General features: G+C 63.3%; 15 protein-coding genes. 3 read left to right on the forward strand and 12 right to left on the reverse strand.

From position 1 onward, the window contains the following. Positions 1-56: 56 nt before the first annotated feature. The 10 genes from NWE53_RS01090 to NWE53_RS01135 all read right to left on the reverse strand — a co-directional run bounded on the left by NWE53_RS01090 (position 57) and on the right by NWE53_RS01135 (position 10,254). On the reverse strand, positions 57-1,475 hold the full coding sequence (locus NWE53_RS01090; RefSeq protein WP_265052556.1) for an FAD-binding oxidoreductase: 1,419 nt from the start codon (positions 1,473-1,475) through the stop codon (positions 57-59). Positions 1,476-1,621: 146 nt separating this feature from the next. Then, positions 1,622-2,107: an Lrp/AsnC family transcriptional regulator gene (locus tag NWE53_RS01095; protein ID WP_265052557.1), complete on the reverse strand. Its 486-nt coding sequence runs from the start codon at positions 2,105-2,107 to the stop codon at positions 1,622-1,624. 21 nt (positions 2,108-2,128) lie between these two features. Beyond that, positions 2,129-2,851 carry a haloacid dehalogenase type II gene (locus NWE53_RS01100; RefSeq protein ID WP_265052558.1) on the reverse strand — a complete coding sequence of 241 codons (723 nt, stop codon included), beginning with the start codon at positions 2,849-2,851 and terminating at the stop codon, positions 2,129-2,131. Between the two features lie 249 nt (positions 2,852-3,100). Further along, positions 3,101-4,069 carry a CobW family GTP-binding protein gene (locus tag NWE53_RS01105; RefSeq protein ID WP_265052559.1) on the reverse strand — a complete coding sequence of 323 codons (969 nt, stop codon included), beginning with the start codon at positions 4,067-4,069 and terminating at the stop codon, positions 3,101-3,103. A 17-nt stretch (positions 4,070-4,086) separates the two neighbouring features. Then, complete coding sequence (locus NWE53_RS01110; protein ID WP_265052560.1) at positions 4,087-5,661, reverse strand: amidohydrolase family protein; 1,575 nt, start codon at positions 5,659-5,661, stop codon at positions 4,087-4,089. A gap of 10 nt (positions 5,662-5,671) precedes the next feature. Then, the gene (locus NWE53_RS01115; RefSeq protein ID WP_265052561.1) at positions 5,672-6,616 is read right to left on the reverse strand and encodes a branched-chain amino acid ABC transporter permease; all 945 of its coding nucleotides are present in this window, start codon (positions 6,614-6,616) and stop codon (positions 5,672-5,674) included. Next, a complete protein-coding gene (locus NWE53_RS01120; RefSeq protein WP_265052562.1) occupies positions 6,613-7,500 on the reverse strand; it encodes a branched-chain amino acid ABC transporter permease in 888 nt (295 codons plus the stop codon). The genes NWE53_RS01115 and NWE53_RS01120 overlap by 4 nt, the downstream gene beginning before the upstream one ends. A 21-nt stretch (positions 7,501-7,521) precedes the next feature. After that, positions 7,522-8,790 carry an ABC transporter substrate-binding protein gene (locus NWE53_RS01125; RefSeq protein ID WP_265052563.1) on the reverse strand — a complete coding sequence of 423 codons (1,269 nt, stop codon included), beginning with the start codon at positions 8,788-8,790 and terminating at the stop codon, positions 7,522-7,524. Further along, complete coding sequence (locus tag NWE53_RS01130) at positions 8,720-9,487, reverse strand: ABC transporter ATP-binding protein (protein WP_265052564.1); 768 nt, start codon at positions 9,485-9,487, stop codon at positions 8,720-8,722. The genes NWE53_RS01125 and NWE53_RS01130 overlap by 71 nt, the downstream gene beginning before the upstream one ends. Further along, positions 9,484-10,254: an ABC transporter ATP-binding protein gene (locus NWE53_RS01135; protein WP_265052565.1), complete on the reverse strand. Its 771-nt coding sequence runs from the start codon at positions 10,252-10,254 to the stop codon at positions 9,484-9,486. The genes NWE53_RS01130 and NWE53_RS01135 overlap by 4 nt, the downstream gene beginning before the upstream one ends. 175 nt (positions 10,255-10,429) lie before the next feature. Between NWE53_RS01135 and NWE53_RS01140 the strand changes: the two genes are divergently transcribed. From NWE53_RS01140 to NWE53_RS01150, 3 genes are all read left to right on the forward strand, one after another. Beyond that, complete coding sequence (locus NWE53_RS01140; protein WP_265052566.1) at positions 10,430-10,999, forward strand: LuxR C-terminal-related transcriptional regulator; 570 nt, start codon at positions 10,430-10,432, stop codon at positions 10,997-10,999. Between the two features lie 396 nt (positions 11,000-11,395). Continuing rightward, entirely contained in the window at positions 11,396-12,196 is an 801-nt protein-coding gene (locus NWE53_RS01145; RefSeq protein WP_265055050.1) for an LssY C-terminal domain-containing protein, read from the forward strand. A gap of 96 nt (positions 12,197-12,292) precedes the next feature. After that, positions 12,293-12,889 carry an IMPACT family protein gene (locus NWE53_RS01150; RefSeq protein ID WP_265052567.1) on the forward strand — a complete coding sequence of 199 codons (597 nt, stop codon included), beginning with the start codon at positions 12,293-12,295 and terminating at the stop codon, positions 12,887-12,889. Between the two features lie 46 nt (positions 12,890-12,935). On the opposite strand, the gene kce is transcribed toward NWE53_RS01150, so the two are convergent. Both kce and NWE53_RS01160 read right to left on the reverse strand, forming a co-directional pair. After that, a complete protein-coding gene (kce, locus tag NWE53_RS01155; protein ID WP_265052568.1) occupies positions 12,936-13,868 on the reverse strand; it encodes a 3,5-dioxohexanoate:acetyl-CoA acetone transferase in 933 nt (310 codons plus the stop codon). A gap of 47 nt (positions 13,869-13,915) precedes the next feature. Beyond that, positions 13,916-14,854, reverse strand: coding sequence for a 3-hydroxyacyl-CoA dehydrogenase (locus tag NWE53_RS01160; RefSeq protein ID WP_265052569.1), 939 nt, complete (start codon positions 14,852-14,854; stop codon positions 13,916-13,918). Positions 14,855-14,894 lie beyond the last annotated feature (40 nt).

Here is a 14,894-nt window from a genome sequence, read left to right on the forward strand (position 1 = left end):
AAGTCATGGAGCATGCGCGCGAGCGCGGCCTTCCGGTGATCAAGTGCGGTGGGGCCTCAGTTGAAGCTCGGTATCACTTTTCCTGGATTCATCAGACCCTTCGGATCCAAAGCCTGCTTGACGAGGCGCATAATGTCGACCTTCGACGCGGCGCCGAGCCGGGCGAGCAGATCGAGCTTCACTCGTCCGATTCCATATTCAGCGCTGAAGGTCCCGCCCATGTCGAAGGCGAGCTCGTAGATCTTCGGCGAGACCTCCTCCTCGAACCGAGCCTTGAATTCGGGCGCGGAAACTCCCCTCGGAGCGACGACGTTGAAATGGACGTTACCGTCACCAACATGGCCGTAGACGGATAGGATCGCCCCGGGGCGGTCCTCGTTCGCGATTTTTGAAGCCGCTTGAACGAATGCCGCAAGACGGGACGTACGAACGGCGACGTCGTGTTTGACCGAGCCTCCGTGATGGACTTCGGCTTCCGGGATATTCTCCCGCAATCGCCAGAAGTCCGCGGCCTGTTGTCCGCTCGTGGCGATGGTTCCGTCAGTGACGAGGCCGCTTTCCATCAATGCCGCGAGCAGTTGGGTGCTCGCCTCCTCGAGGTTGAGCGCCGACGACGAGGTTGAAGCCTCCATGAGGACGTAGTGATCGGCCGGTTCGGCGAGGGGTCGACGAAAGTCCGGCCGGGACGCCAGCAGAAGCTGCAACGACGTCTCCGAGATATATTCGAAGGAGGTGATCGCTTCGCCTGTTTCGCGCTGGGCGGCATCGAGAATCCCGCTCAGATCCTCGATATGCCTGATCGCAAGGAACGCGGTTATCGTCTGCTGAGGCTTTCTGGTCAGTTTAAGCGAAGCGCCCGTGATGATGCCGAGCGTGCCCTCCGCGCCGATGAAGAGCTGCTTCACGTCGTAACCCGAGTTGTTCTTTCGCAGCGGGCTGAGCTCGCTGTAGAGCGCGCCATCGGGGAGCACCACTTCAAGCCCGAGAACCAAGTCCCGGGCCATGCCGTAGCGAAGGACCGAAACGCCGCCCGCGTTCGTCGACAAGTTGCCGCCGATCCGGCAGGACTGCTGTGAGCCGAGCGAGAGCGGCAGCAACAAACCCGCATCGTCGGCCGCCCGCTGAAGCTCGCTGAGGACGATCCCTGCATCCGCCGTCACCGAAAGGTTGCCCGGGTCGAGATCGCGCACACGGTTCATGCGTTCGAGGCTGACGATGAGTTCGTCCCCGCTGCGACTTGGAGTGGCCGCGGTGCAGTAGCTCGTGTTGCCGCCTTGGGGGACGAGTGGAACATGCGCTTCAGCACAGGCGCGGACGATCGCCTGGACTTCAGCGGTGTCCCGGGGCCTCAGCAATGCTCGGGCACTGCCCGAATAAAGCCGCCGGAAATCGGTCGTGTAGGCGGCAACGATGTCCTGGTCGCAAGTAACGATGTCCTGCGGCAGCTTGGGGAGCACCCGAGCGATGGTGTCCATGGTGTCAGAAATCTTCCTGAGGTTGTTTTTGGAGCCGGGCCAGGATCTGCCAGGCAACACCGGTTGTCGGGAGGCGTGCGTCCCGGGCCGTCCGCGATCTTCGAGACCGCATGACGGAATTGATCGATGGCGGAGCAGCGTGCCTGTCAGCCAAGAATGTACTTCACCGGCACGTGACCCTTATCGACGATCGTCTTGATCACGATGTAGCTGAAGTACTTCTCCATGCCGATATTGCGCTCCAGTATGCCCTCCATGAGCTCCTGGTATCTCGCGACGTTCTTGATCACGAACTTCAGAAGATAGTCGTACCCACCGCTCACCAGGTGACACTCTTGGAGTGCCTCGTACCGCTTGATCTCGACCTCGAATTTGATGAAGTCCTCGCGGCGGTGATCGTTGAGCGTCACTTCGGTGAAGACGGTAATGTGGTCGATAAGCTTCGCCAGTTGGAGGCGGGCATTGTAACTCACGACGTAGCCGGCTTCCTCCAGCCGTCGCAGCCGGGCAAGGCAGGGGCTTGGGGACAGCCCCACCGCGTCCGCCAGGTCGACATTCGTCAACCTGGCGTTCTGCTGGAGCTGCGCGAGAATATTGATGTCGATGCGATCAAGTCTCGGTGCGCCCGCCATTGCCGCGCTATTCCCTCATGTTCAGCCGCGAAGCGCTTCCTGATGCGCCTTCGCGAGATCGGCCATGCTGTTGAAGCGGAAATCGTATTTCGGCATGTCGCCGGGATGCATCGTCGCGCCGAACCCGTCCTGGTCGTAGCGGCGGTAGATCCAACAGGACGCCAGGCCATGCCTGTTTGCCGGTCCGTGGTCGTGGAACATGCTCTCGGCGGTGTGCAGGATCTCGTGCTTCTGGATACCGAGTGTCTCCAGCTTCTTGAGCATGTACTCGAAGTTGCGATCGGACGGCTTGTAGGAGCCGATATCCTCAGCCGTGTAGATCGCATCGAATTCGACCTGGAGCTTCTCGTTGCTCGCGGCGAAGCTCTCATCGTCCACGTTCGACAGGATCACGAGCTTGTAGTGGCGCTTGAGGTACTGGAGGGCTCCCGCGGAGTCGGTGAATGCCGGCCAATTCTTGACCGACTGCCCATACGCAACGCACTCGTCCCATGTCACGGCGAGGCCCCACTCCTCGGCCAGTCGCTTGTAAACGATCGGCAGGAGGTCGCGATAATTCTTCGCCGGCGTCTGCAACTGCTGCGACGACTCGTGGCGAGCGTGCGCTTCCAGCACCTGATCGCGTGTGAGCGGAGTCGCGAGCCGGCCGGTGAGCGGCTTGAGCCCCTCGAACATGCCCGTTTCCCAATCGATCAGCGTTCCGTAGCAGTCGAAAGTAAGAGCTTTGAAGTCCGTCAGTTTCATCGGTCTTGTCCTGTCTTCGAGGGAGCGAAACGATGGTCGGCGCCTATGGGCAACGGCATGGCGATCGATGAGGTGCCAGCGGCCCGGTCGGCATCTCCCGCGCGCCCTCATTGTGCCGCGCCTCGCGCCGCAATTGCGGGAAAACCCACAGCAACAATCCGCAGCTCTTGCCGAATGCGGCCGGTGAAACAGCTGCATCTGCCGCTCCCGTCGACGCGTCAAAAATGACCCGTATATCGTCGTGCGCGATCATCGAGACCTCACCATCGGCAGGTTCTCGCCACAGAAGGGCTGGGAGAGCTCGTCGGCTGTGATGTCGCGCAGGATCAGCATCAGCCCGAGGCCGACATCGTCCTTCACCCGCATCCGGCGGGGAGGGGAGAACGCATCGCCGACGCCATTGATGAGCACAGGATCCGGATGGCCTTCGGGCCTGACGAGGCCCTTCAAGCGGAGGAGACGGCTTCCGAAGAAACCGGTCAGGTTCTCGATCCATTCGGAGATCGAGCTCCAGGATGCATTCGGATTCCATTCCGCGAAGGCTACCGTGATGCGCGAGGCCGAGGCTGCAATCGCCGAGAAGCGAGCTCCCCCGGGGACGAATGGGTCGCCTTGCGTCGAGAATGCCGAAAGGGCCCGCTCGCGAGGCTGATCCGTCAGGACCTGCGCCGCCAACGGATTGAAGCTTTGAGCTTCGGCAGCGCAGCAAGCCCACTCCTGCGGGGAAAGTCGATCGAGCTTGCTCATCACGATCGTCTGCGCGGCCGCGAGCTGCGATGCGTAGTGCGGAAGGAAGCTGTCGCCGACAAATGGTGCCGACGCGTCGAAGGTCGCGACGATGCGGACATTGAAAGCGACCTGCCGGATCGCGCGCAGCGAGCGAACGATCGGGGCGGGTTCGGCGAGGCCGCTCGTTTCCAGAATGATGCGCCGCGGAGGTCCCAGGCGCCGTTCCGCCCGCGCCAGCAGCAAGGCATCGATCCCTTCCTGCAAATCATTGCCGAGGGAACAGCAGACGCAGCCACCGTCGAGCGTGGCGAGCGCAAGGTTTCGATGGTCGGCACCGATGACCGCCCCATCGATGTTGACCACGCCCGCATCGTTGACGAGAACGCCTGTGTCGGAGGTGTCGGCGAAGGAGAGATAATCCGAGAGCAGCGTCGTCTTGCCGGATCCCAAAGGGCCCGTCAGCACGATGAACTCCGGTCGGTCCATCATTGGGACAGGGCGATCCATCACGCCCCCAGCCTGGCTGCCGAAACCATCGCCTCGACATCCGCAAGGAGCTCGGCTGGATCATACAGCAGCCCCCCCTTGATCACGGTCTCAAGGCTCCGGTCCCAATCGACCGACTTCGTCGCGTCGTTCAGGCGCATCGTGCCGGTGCCGTAGAGCAGTTTGAAATCATTCAGCGGATTGGCTCGGTGGATGAGGATATCGGCCCGCTTTCCGATTTCGAGCGTGCCGGTATCCTGCTCGATACCCAGCAGCTCGGCGCCGCAGGCCGTGGCGGAGCGCAGGACTTCCAGTGGGGTGAACCCGGCCTCCTGCAAAAGCTCCAGCTCCCGGACATATCCGAAGCCATAGGTCTGGAACATGAAGCCGGAATCGCTGCCGACGGCGATGCGGCCGCCGCGGTTCTTGTAGTCGTTGACGAAGCGCATCCAGAGGCGGAACGTTTCCCGCCACTCGATCTCGTTCGTCGTCGACCAGCGATACCAATAGGCGCCGTGCCCGCCGCGCTGAGGCTGGAAATAGGCCCAGAGCGTCGGATCGGTGAAACGCTCGTGCCAATCGGCCCGCCGCGTGCGCATCAGGTCGCGGTTGGCGTCGTAGACGTTGAAAGTCGGCACGAAGCTGTGGCGCGCCTCTAGAAAACGGCCGAGGACCGTTTCCCACTTCGGCGAGCCCGGGCGAGCCGCCTGCATGAAAGTCTGGCCTGCCGCCGAGAAACGCAGATACTCGTCGCCGTAATCATAGTCCGGCGGAAAGGCCTGCAGCGTCTGGTTTTCGAGCAGCGTCTCAGGGATACCGTAGGAATGCTCGGTGCTGCTGAGACCCCAGCCTGCAGTCTGGAGCGGGTTCATCCGGCCGACCGCGAGCTGGGAGTGGTGACAGCAGCTTCGCAGATCGCGCCGGATGCACTCTTCGAGCGCCGCCTTCATCAGTGCCGGCGGCGCACCGAAGAACTTCACGCCATCGGCACCGGCCACCTTCACGTCGCCGACCCAGGCGGCCGCCTGTTCCGGTGTATGCAGGCTCTTGACGTAGTCGGTCGTCGCCGGGAACGGCGCGTAGGCCATGATCCGGGGGGCATCGATACGCTGCTCCTCCGCGGCAGCCTTCTGCTGCAGCGTCCAGGACAGCCCGTTGAAGCAGCCGGTCTCGCGCACGGTGGTGATCCCGTGGCCGAGCCAGAGCTTATAGATGTAGTCGGCCGACGGCTGCGGTCCGTTCCTGGCATGGAACGGAGCGCCGATATGGGCGTGGCAGTCGATGAAACCCGGTGTGAGGAACTTTCCGGAGCAGTCGATCTCCAGGACATCGTCGGGGCGAACAGCCTCGGGCAGCTTCGCCTTGCCCGTCTTGGCCAGGGCCAGGATCCGGCCGTCCTCTACGATCAGATCCGCCGGCCCCCAGGGTGGAGCACCGGTTCCATCGATGATGCGGGCGCCCGTCAGCTTGAGATAACGACGGGGTTCACGGCCCCGTGTCCTCTCGGTCGCCGCGGCCAAACCGGGCAGCCCTGCAGCTGCGAACATGGCGGCGAATTCGTCTCCCGGAGCGCCGGCGTTGGAGGTGCTTGTCATGATGGCGCTCTCACTTCGATGGGACAGGCACAACCGCCGCGGACGTCGCAGTATCGGCGTCGAATGATCCCGCACGCTCGTTTCGGAGGCCGAAAACGCCCTGTGGCCGTAGCTGCATGATCACGATCAACGCGACCGCGAGGGCGAACTCCCTGAGCGACGCGATCTGCACCGCGCTCAGCCCCGGGATGAACTCGGCCGCAAAACGCGAGGACTCCAGGATCGTCATGACCGCGAGGGAGCCGAAAACGGCGCCAACCAACCTGCTATAGCCGCCTGCCGTCACCGCGAGGAAGATATAGATGGTGAGCTGGACGGCGAAGTTGTCGGGCGAGATGTAGCTTGTGAAGTGGGCGTAGAGGCCCCCGGCCAGACCGAAAAGAGCCGCGCCGATGCCGAAGGCCTGGCATTTCAGGCGCAGCACGTCCTTGCCTGCAACGGCGGCGACCTTCTCATCGTCGCGAACGGCGCGAAGGGCTCGGCCGAAGGGACTGCTGAGGGCGCGGGATAGGACCCAGACGACCAGCGCGACAAGGATCCAAGCCAGGGCAAAATAGAACCAGGGATACAGTTCGCCAAGGGCATCCTTGAACGGCGCCCGGATACCCGAGATGCCGTCGCTGCCGCCCGTGAGCCAACGCTCGTTGAGCTCGACAAGACGGAGGCCTTCACCGAAGCCGAGCGTCACGATGGCGAGATAGTCGCCCCGAAGCGTTCGAGTCAGCAGGCAGAACCCAACGCCGATCGCAGCCGCCAGTGCAGCTCCCGCAACCCACCCAAGGCCGATCGGGGCCCCGAACTTCGTCAGCAGCGTCGAGCAATAGGCGCCAAGGCCAAAGAAGCCGACCAGCCCGAGGTTGACCATGCCTGCTTGGCCCCAGCTCACGACGAGTCCGAGTGAGAGCAGGGCATAGATCGCCGCGATGGTCCCGATGAACAGAAGATAGGAGGTCATTTTCGAACCCCTGCCGTTCCGGCGAAGAGGCCGGTCGGCTTCACCAGAAGGATGAAGAGGATGGCAAGAAAGGCCGTGAGGGACTGATAAACCGGCGGCATGGCGATCATCGCGACCTCACCCGCGACGCCGATGATCAGGGCGCCCAGAACGGCCCCGTAGAGGCTGGTCAATCCGCCGAGGACGCTCGCCGCGAAGATGATCAGGATCAGCCGCGAGCCGGTCGATGGGTCGACGCTCGTATCGATCGCCAGCAGGGAGCCGCCGATGCCGGCGAGCCCCATGCCGATGAACGTCGCGAGGTTCGACAGATTGCGCGGCTCGATGCCCTTCAACCTGGCGAGGTCGGTATTGTCGGCGACGGCCCGCATCGCCTTGCCCCATCGGGTGAGCGAGAAGAATGCAGCGAGCGCGACGGCGATGACGAGTGCGGTGACCAGATTGCGAAGCTGCTGAGGGCCGACGCTCAACCCCCAGACCTGGAGGTTGCGCTCGATCGGGAGATCGAAGCTGTTCAGATCGCTCCCGAAGAGGAAGCGAAGCGCATTCTCGATCGCAAGGTTGAGCGCGATCGAGACGACCGCCAGCATCAAGGCGGTGTGGGCCCCGGATTGGCGCCGAATGGGAGCGAGCGCGAGACGATCGGTCGCGATACCCAGCATGCCCGGGACGACGAATGCGAAAAGCAGCATCACGACAGGCGACCAACCCAGATGGGCTCCCGCGAACCAGGCGGCATACGCGCCAACGGTCATCTGCGCGGCGACGCTGAAGTTGACGAACCCCTGCACGGAGAAGATCAACGTCAGGCCGAGCGCCGGCAGCGCGACGAGCGCTCCCAGCACGAGGCCGTTCAGCACGTACTGTGCGAATTCGGTGAACATGGCTCGCTCGCCCGAATTCGCTCAGGCAACCTTCAGAAGGGTCATCTTCCCCTTCTGAACCTGCTCATACCGGAAGAAGACGCCTTCGACGTCGCCATTCGCCGCGAACTCGAGGGGGCCGCTCGGGCCGTCATAGTTGATCGGCTTCTTGTCGGCGATGAACTTGAGCCCCTGCGCGACGTCGCTGACCTTTTGGCCCTTCGCGTCCTGCGAGATCGCCCTGACGGCGTCGCGTACAGCCGTGCCGCTCGGCGACGTGACGGCAGCCTGAGCAAGCGCCAGGGCCGTCAGCACGACATGGTCGTAGACCTGGCACGAATAGCTATCGATGGCCGACCGTCCCATCTTGCCGATGAGCGTCCTGTAGGCGGTTGAATCTTCGGACGCCGACGGTACGAGGGAGGCAGTGCCTTCCGACACCTCGTGAGGAACGCCATCGGCCAGAACCTGGTTTACCCCGAAGGAGTACCCGATCTTCTTGCCGCCGAAGCCGGCGCGGTAGAGGTCCTTGAGGACGACGGAGGTATCGGGCACGTAGCCGCCCAGCACGATGATATCGGGATTCGTCCGCAGCGCCTGATCGACCTCGGTGCGGTAGCTGGCTCGCTTGTCCTCGTAGATCAGGCCCTGTCCGGATCCGCCCGCATCCTTGAACAGCTTCGAGATGATGTCGATGTAGGACTGCGCAAAGGGCGTCTGTGGTCCGAGGAAGAACATCTTTTTCGCGCCGAGTTCCAGCGCATACTGACCCACCCGGGTGCCTTGCAGCGTCACGGTGGGAGAGGTGCGGAAGATGTAGCCGTTGTGCGGCGTCTTGGTGATGCTGTCGGCACCCGAGGACGTGAAGAGCACCGTCTTGCTGTCGTAGCACAGAGGCGCGATCGCCGAGGTTACGGCCGAAGCATATGAGCCGCCGATCGAGACGACCTTGTCGACGTCGATCAGCTTGCGCGCCGCGCGAACGGCGGCCTCCGGGTTGCTCTGGTCATCCTCGATCAGAACCTCGATGTGACGGCCCGCTACGCCTCCGGCTGCATTGACATCGCTCACAGCGATCTTCGCCGCGGCGCTCATCGTCGCGCCGAACTGACTGGTCGCCCCGGTCAGGGGAATGACGATACCGATCCTGATCGGCTGCGTGCCCTGGGCCAGCAACGCCCTCGGCCAAAGGGCCGCGAGAGAGCCGGCGCCCGCGGCGCCGGCCAGGAAATCACGACGGTCAAACTTGCTCATGACGATCCCCTTGTTCCGTTTTTTGCTTTGCGCCCTGGCCGTGTTCGCGGCGGCCAAGGAACAGGTGACGCACCTCGTCGTCGGCGAGCAGCGACGAAGCGGTTTCCTCGCGGGCCTTGCGCCCGGCGACCAGGGCAAGGCCCTTGGTTCCGTATTCGAGTGCGAGGAGAGCGTTCTGCTCGACCATCAGAACCGCGATGCCCGACTTCGCCAGGCTGCGGACAAGTTCGAAGACTTCGTCGGCGGCCGCTGGCGAAAGCCCGGCGGTAGGCTCGTCGAGGAGCAGGACGCTCGGGCTGGTCATGAGCGCGACGCCCATGGCGAGCACCTGACGTTGGCCGCCCGAAAGGTTCCCGGCCTTGTCGCGGAGCTTGGTCTTCAGGAGCGGGAAGCGCGATAGCTGCTCGTCGATGCGGTCCTTCAACCCCTTGCGAAGAAGGTACCCGCCCATCTCCAGGTTTTCGCGGATCGTCAGGCTTGCGAAGACATTTCTCTCCTGGGGAACGAAGCTCATGCCGCTCCTGCAAGCTGCTTGAGCGTTCCCGGGTTGGAGGGCTTTTCCTTGCAGGCTGATTTCGCCCGACGTCGGTTTCAGCAGACCGGCGACAAGTTTCAGGAAGGTCGACTTGCCGGCTCCGTTGGGGCCGATGATGACGGTCAGATCGCCAGCCCGGACATCCAGGTCGATGCCCTTTACGATTTCCTCGGCGTTTGGGTAGCCGCCGCGGATGCTTCGGACAGTAAGATCGGTCATTGGCGCCGGATCCCCAGATAGCTCTCCTGAACGTCACGGTTCCCAGAGATTTCGGAGAAGCTGCCGCGGGTCAGGAAGCGTCCTCCCGCCATGACGATGACCTCGTCGCAAAGCCGCTCGATCAGCTCCATTTCGTGCTCGATCAACACAATCGAGATGCCGCTTTTTCGGATCTCGACGAGACGGTCGGCGATGTCCTGGACGAGCGTCGGATTCACTCCCGCCATGGGTTCGTCGAGCAGGATCATCTTCGGCTTCGCGAGAAGAACGCGGCCGATCTCCAGCAGCTTCTTCTGGCCGCCTGACAGGCGCGTCACGAGATTGTCGATGACATGCGCGAGCTTGAGACGTCGCGCCATGTCGAGTGCCTCCTCCCGGAGCGCCTCCTCCTGCCTGCGCGTTTCGAGGCTGCCCAGGAAAGCGTTCAGGAGGCCTTCCCCCTGCTGGCGCGGGCCGTAGAGCATGAGATGCTCGAACACGGTCATGTTCTCGCACCCGCGCGCCAGCTGAAACGACCGGACCAAGCCTGCCCGCGAAATCGCCTGAGGCGCTGCCCGGGAGATGTCGCGCCCGCAGAATCTGACGGTCCCGGTCGCTCCAGGCGTCAGGCCCGAGATGCAATTGAACAGGGTTGTCTTGCCGGCGCCGTTGGGGCCGATCAGGCCGGTCGTGATGCCCGGCCGGATTGCGAAGGAGGCGCCATCAAGCGCACGGATGCCTCCGAAATGGATGGAGAGATCAGCGATCTCCAACTGGGCGTGTGTCATGGCTGTCCAATGTCGCGGTTCCCCGAGGGCTTCGACGAAACTCGTCGACCCTTCATCTGCTCGACGCCGCATGGCGACCTCGGCTCTTATCGCTGGACGCTATGATACCTAAACACTTAATGCTATAGGTGTTGAACACTTAAGTGTTCGGGCGGCATTTCAGCCGGAATAGCGCATGGAATTGGCTGCGATAGACGTGGATTATCGGGAGGCCTTCGAGAATGCGCCGGTGGGCTTGGCCGTCGGCAAGAGGCGGGTCATCGTGGCCTGCAACCACGAGTTCGCCCGAATATTCCGCGGCGCAATCGCCGAGATGGTCGGTGAGACGTTTGAGCGGCTTTATCCCACGCAGTCTGATTACGAAGAGACGGGCGCTCGCGTCGGCGAGCGCTTGGCCAACGAGCGCAGCTACACGGATGATCGAGTCATGCGCCGGCTCGACGGCGACTTGTTTTGGGTTCGGGTCAGCGGCTTCACCTACACGCCGGAACTGGCGCACGCGCACACGCTGTGGGTCTTTTCGGAACTGGACAGAAATCAGCAATCGGGTGGGTCGTTGAGGTCGACCCTGACTCCACGGGAGCGAGATGTCGCTACCCTCCTCATCGATGGAAAGACCGGAAAAGAGGTGGCGAAGGCGCTGGATATCAGTCCGCGCACAGTGGACATCTACCGGACCCGCCTGCTCAGGAAATACAACGCCAAGAACACCCAGGCGCTTGTCGAGCTACTGCTGCGCGGGTGACCATCAGCCGCTCTACATCAGAAACGATGACGCCGGCTTTGGGCCGGGGCGCCATCGAATGAGTTCCGGAATAGCGGCAGTGTCCGGCCCCCTGAAAGTGGCATGCGCTACCACTAACGGCAGATCAGGGGAGTTCGAATACCGCAGCGCCATAAGCTTTTCATGGATTTCTCTCCTCTATCTGACGTCAGATAGAGTTGTTGCCAGAGCGTTGCGATCGCCTTGCGCTGGTCAGCGCCTATTTCTGAAAGGTCGCCTGCTATGCGGCGCTGAAGCGAAGGTGGGCACCGAGAGACAATAGACGGCGCGTTTTGCAGGGGAGTAGCCTGCACAGGCAGCGAGTTTCGCCAGTGGGCCGCGCAGATTGCGGTGATTGCAATCGAGTTGACGTCAGAAATGGGACAGATCGCGATCAGGCGTCGGTGGTGGATCGTTCTGACAGGTGCGCTCGGCTACCTGCTGCTGGCCTATCTGATACTACCCCTCCTGTGGCGGCACCATGAACATGAACCCGGCCTCGCCGCCTTGCCCATGGTGACACGTACATCAAGCGGTATTCCAGGCGACGCGCTTAATGTCGGGTTCGTCGGCAGCAAAGATGACGCCCTGCGCGCCATGCACGCGGCAGGCTGGTATCCGGCCGACCCGATTACATTGCGGACGAGCATCGAGATCGTCGGCAGCGTGATGCTCGACCGGCCCTATCATGACGCGCCTGTCAGCTCGCTGTACTACGATGGAAGAAAAGAACAGCTCGCATTCGAAAAGCCCGAGGGCACGAGCGCTGACCGCCGACACCACGTGCGGTTCTGGATGGTCCTTGAGAAGGGGAACGGTGGGCGGCCAGTCTGGCTCGGCTCGGTTACCTTCGACCGGGGCGTAGGCTTCAGCCATGACACCGGTCAGGTGACGCACCACATTGCACCCAACATCGATGCCGAGCGTGACATGCTGATGCGTGACCTCGGCAAGGCCGGCATGGTCCAGGACTTCTTCCAGATTTCCGGAGCAGGCCCGACCCTGTTCGGCCGGAATGGCGAAGGCGATCCCTATTATACCGATGGGGAGATCTCTATCGCCACCTTGGTGGCCGATGGCATCAGGCGTGTCGAGCCGCCCGTGACCATTCCCGCGCCTCCGCTCATCACGCTAAAGGATCAAATCTGGCACGGCGTCGGCGCTGCATTCGCAGACTGATCGCGGCCTTCAGGTTAGAGGAACTGCCCGAACCCCGGCGTGTCTTAACTGTCATTGGCACTGGCCCGGATTGCTCTTGAGCCGGTACATGGACGCATGGAAACCCGCTTTACACTCCTTGGGTCCTTTTCGTTCCGGCAGGACATCAAGAAGAGCTGCTTCGTTGCGACCGCCGCTCCTGTCGTGGATGAAGCAGCCGCCAGGGACTTTGTTGCTGCGCAGTCCGATCGGACGGCCAATCACAATTGCTGGGCATGGCGTTGCGGACCGAGCTACCGCTTCAACGATGACGGCGAGCCGAGCGGCACCGCGGGAAAGCCGATCCTAGCGGCAATCGACGGGCAAGCGCTCGATGGCGTCGCCGTTGTCGTGACGCGCTGGTTTGGCGGCGTCCTGTTGGGCAGCGGCGGACTGGTCCGGGCTTACGGCGGCACGGCCGCCCTGTGCTTGCGCGGCGCCGAGAAGACGGTGCTGATCGAGGCTGCCTCGGCGATGATAACCTGTGCATTCGGCGACCTGGCGCGCGTTCAGGCGCGGCTTGGTGATCGGCCGGGGGTGCAGGTGCTTGATCAGGCCTTCACGAACACCGGCGCAGTGCTGTCGGTGTCCGTTCCAAAGGCGGAGGCCGATCTGGTCTCCCAGCTGGTGAGGGACGTCACCAGCGGACGCGCCGTGATCCGATGGAACGAATAGCGGCGCGATTTCCGGCCAATTCCGACCGCCTTGATATGTCAGATGATCAGAACGCGACCTTGTCGGCGCCCTTGAGCTGCAGCACCTCGCGGGCGTCGTCCGGCGTCGCGACCTCGAGGCCGAGACCCTCGATGATCATCCGCGCGGCCTTGACCTGGTCGGCATTCGACTTGGCGAACTGCCCCGGTCCGAGCCAGAGCGAATCCTCCAGCCCGACGCGCAGATTGCCGCCCATCGAGACCGCCATGGCGGCGATCGGGAGCTGGTGCCGGCCCGCGCCCAGCACCGACCACTGATACTGGTCGCCGAAGAGCCGGTCGGCGGTGCGCTTCATGTGGATGACGTCTTCCGGATGCGGGCCGATGCCGCCGAGGATGCCGAAGACCGACTGGACGAAGAAGGGCGGCTTCACCAGCCCGCGATCGACGAAATGGGCCAGCGTGTAGAGATGGCCGATGTCGTAGCACTCGATCTCGAAGCGGGTGTTGTTCTCGGCGCAGGTGGTCAGGATGTTCTCGATGTCCTGGAAGGTGTTCTTGAAGATCCGGTCCTTCGAGCCTTCGAGATAGGGCCGCTCCCAGTCGTGCTTGAAGTCCTTGAACCGGGCCAGCATCGGATAGAGGCCGAAATTCATCGAGCCCATGTTGAGCGAGGCGACCTCCGGCTTGAAATGAGCGCAGGGGCCGAGCCGCTCCTCGACGCTCATGGTGGGCGCGCCGCCGGTGGTGATGTTGATGACGCAGTTCGAGCGCTGCTTGATCACCTTCAGGAAGGGCTCGAAGGCCTCGGGCGACTGGTCGGGCTGGCCGGTCTTGGGGTTGCGGGCATGGACATGGACCAGCGCCGCGCCGGCCTCGGCCGCGCCGACCGCCGCGTCGATGATCTCGTCGGCCGTCACCGGCAGATAGGGCGACATCGAGGGCGTGTGGATCGCGCCGGTGACCGCGCAGGTGATGATGACTTTGCGGTTCTTCGCCATGGCGTGGTGTCCCTTCAGGCTGTGTCTTGAACGGAAATCGGGCGGCGTCAGTCGGGCTTGCGTGGCGAACCGCGCTTATGCGCCTGCAATGCCGCCAGGCGCGTGTCGCGCCAGTCGCTCAGCCGCTTCACGCGATCGGGCGATTGCGTGCCCGGCCACTCGCTCATCACGGTGGCGACCGTCTCCGGGCCGAAGGGATCCCCGCCGGCGCTGTCGGCCACCATGCGGGTCAGCGAGGCGCCATAGCGGGCGCAGTAGTCGGGAATGCCGCCGGGCGCATTGAGTTCGATCGTCTCGAACGGCCCCATGAAGGACCAGCGCAGCCCAAGCCCGTCGCGGATCGTCTTGTCGACATCCTCGGCGCTGGCCACGCCCTCGCCGACGAGCCGGAAGGCCTCGGCCAGCAGCACGGCTTGCAGGCGGTTCAGCACGAAGCCGGGCTTCTCCTTGCGCAGCATGATGGCGACCTGTCCGGCTTGCTCATAGATCGCCTTGGCCCGCTCGACGACGGCTGGGTCGGTCCAGGGCGCGGGCGCCAGCTCGACGATCGGCACCAGATGCGGCGGATTGACCGGATGCGCGACGAGGCAGCGGGCGCGGCCTTTCAGGCTCTCACTGAAGACGGAGGCCATGATGAAGGAGGTCGAGGACGCCAGGATGGTCGAGGCCGGCGCCAGCGTATCCATCTCCGCAAACAACTTCTGCTTGGCCTCCACGGTTTCCGGCCCGTTTTCCTGGACGAGGTCGGCGCCCGTCAGGACGTCCGCTAGGTCGGAGGCGACCCGGATGCGGGCGAGCGAGCCTTTGGGGTCATCGACGAGGCCGTGCCCGGCGAGTTCCTCGAGATTGGTCCCGATATGGGCGCGCGCCGCTTCGGCCGCTCCCGGCGCGACGTCATACAGCGCGATGGCGAAGCCATGGCTGGCGAAGACGGTGGCCCAGGCACGGCCGATGAGCCCGGAGCCGACGATAGCGATGTTGGTCATGCGAGGCGATCCCGATTCGGAAGTACGGAAACCACCGCGT

The sequence above is a fragment of the Bosea sp. NBC_00550 genome, from assembly GCF_026020075.1.
In the GTDB taxonomy this organism is placed as follows: Bacteria; Pseudomonadota; Alphaproteobacteria; order Rhizobiales; family Beijerinckiaceae; genus Allobosea.

Coding starts and splice junctions, on each gene's coding strand:
- NWE53_RS01115 (WP_265052561.1), bottom strand. CDS start 6,616: ATGACCTCCTATCTTCTGTTCATCGGGACCATCGCGGCGATCTATGCC.
- NWE53_RS01100 (WP_265052558.1), bottom strand. CDS start 2,851: ATGAAACTGACGGACTTCAAAGCTCTTACTTTCGACTGCTACGGAACG.
- NWE53_RS01140 (WP_265052566.1), top strand. CDS start 10,430: ATGGAATTGGCTGCGATAGACGTGGATTATCGGGAGGCCTTCGAGAAT.
- NWE53_RS01160 (WP_265052569.1), bottom strand. CDS start 14,854: ATGACCAACATCGCTATCGTCGGCTCCGGGCTCATCGGCCGTGCCTGG.
- NWE53_RS01130 (WP_265052564.1), bottom strand. CDS start 9,487: ATGACCGATCTTACTGTCCGAAGCATCCGCGGCGGCTACCCAAACGCC.
- NWE53_RS01120 (WP_265052562.1), bottom strand. CDS start 7,500: ATGTTCACCGAATTCGCACAGTACGTGCTGAACGGCCTCGTGCTGGGA.
- NWE53_RS01090 (WP_265052556.1), bottom strand. CDS start 1,475: ATGGACACCATCGCTCGGGTGCTCCCCAAGCTGCCGCAGGACATCGTT.
- NWE53_RS01135 (WP_265052565.1), bottom strand. CDS start 10,254: ATGACACACGCCCAGTTGGAGATCGCTGATCTCTCCATCCATTTCGGA.
- NWE53_RS01145 (WP_265055050.1), top strand. CDS start 11,396: ATGGGACAGATCGCGATCAGGCGTCGGTGGTGGATCGTTCTGACAGGT.
- NWE53_RS01095 (WP_265052557.1), bottom strand. CDS start 2,107: ATGGCGGGCGCACCGAGACTTGATCGCATCGACATCAATATTCTCGCG.
- NWE53_RS01110 (WP_265052560.1), bottom strand. CDS start 5,661: ATGACAAGCACCTCCAACGCCGGCGCTCCGGGAGACGAATTCGCCGCC.
- NWE53_RS01150 (WP_265052567.1), top strand. CDS start 12,293: ATGGAAACCCGCTTTACACTCCTTGGGTCCTTTTCGTTCCGGCAGGAC.
- NWE53_RS01105 (WP_265052559.1), bottom strand. CDS start 4,069: ATGATGGACCGACCGGAGTTCATCGTGCTGACGGGCCCTTTGGGATCC.
- kce (WP_265052568.1), bottom strand. CDS start 13,868: ATGGCGAAGAACCGCAAAGTCATCATCACCTGCGCGGTCACCGGCGCG.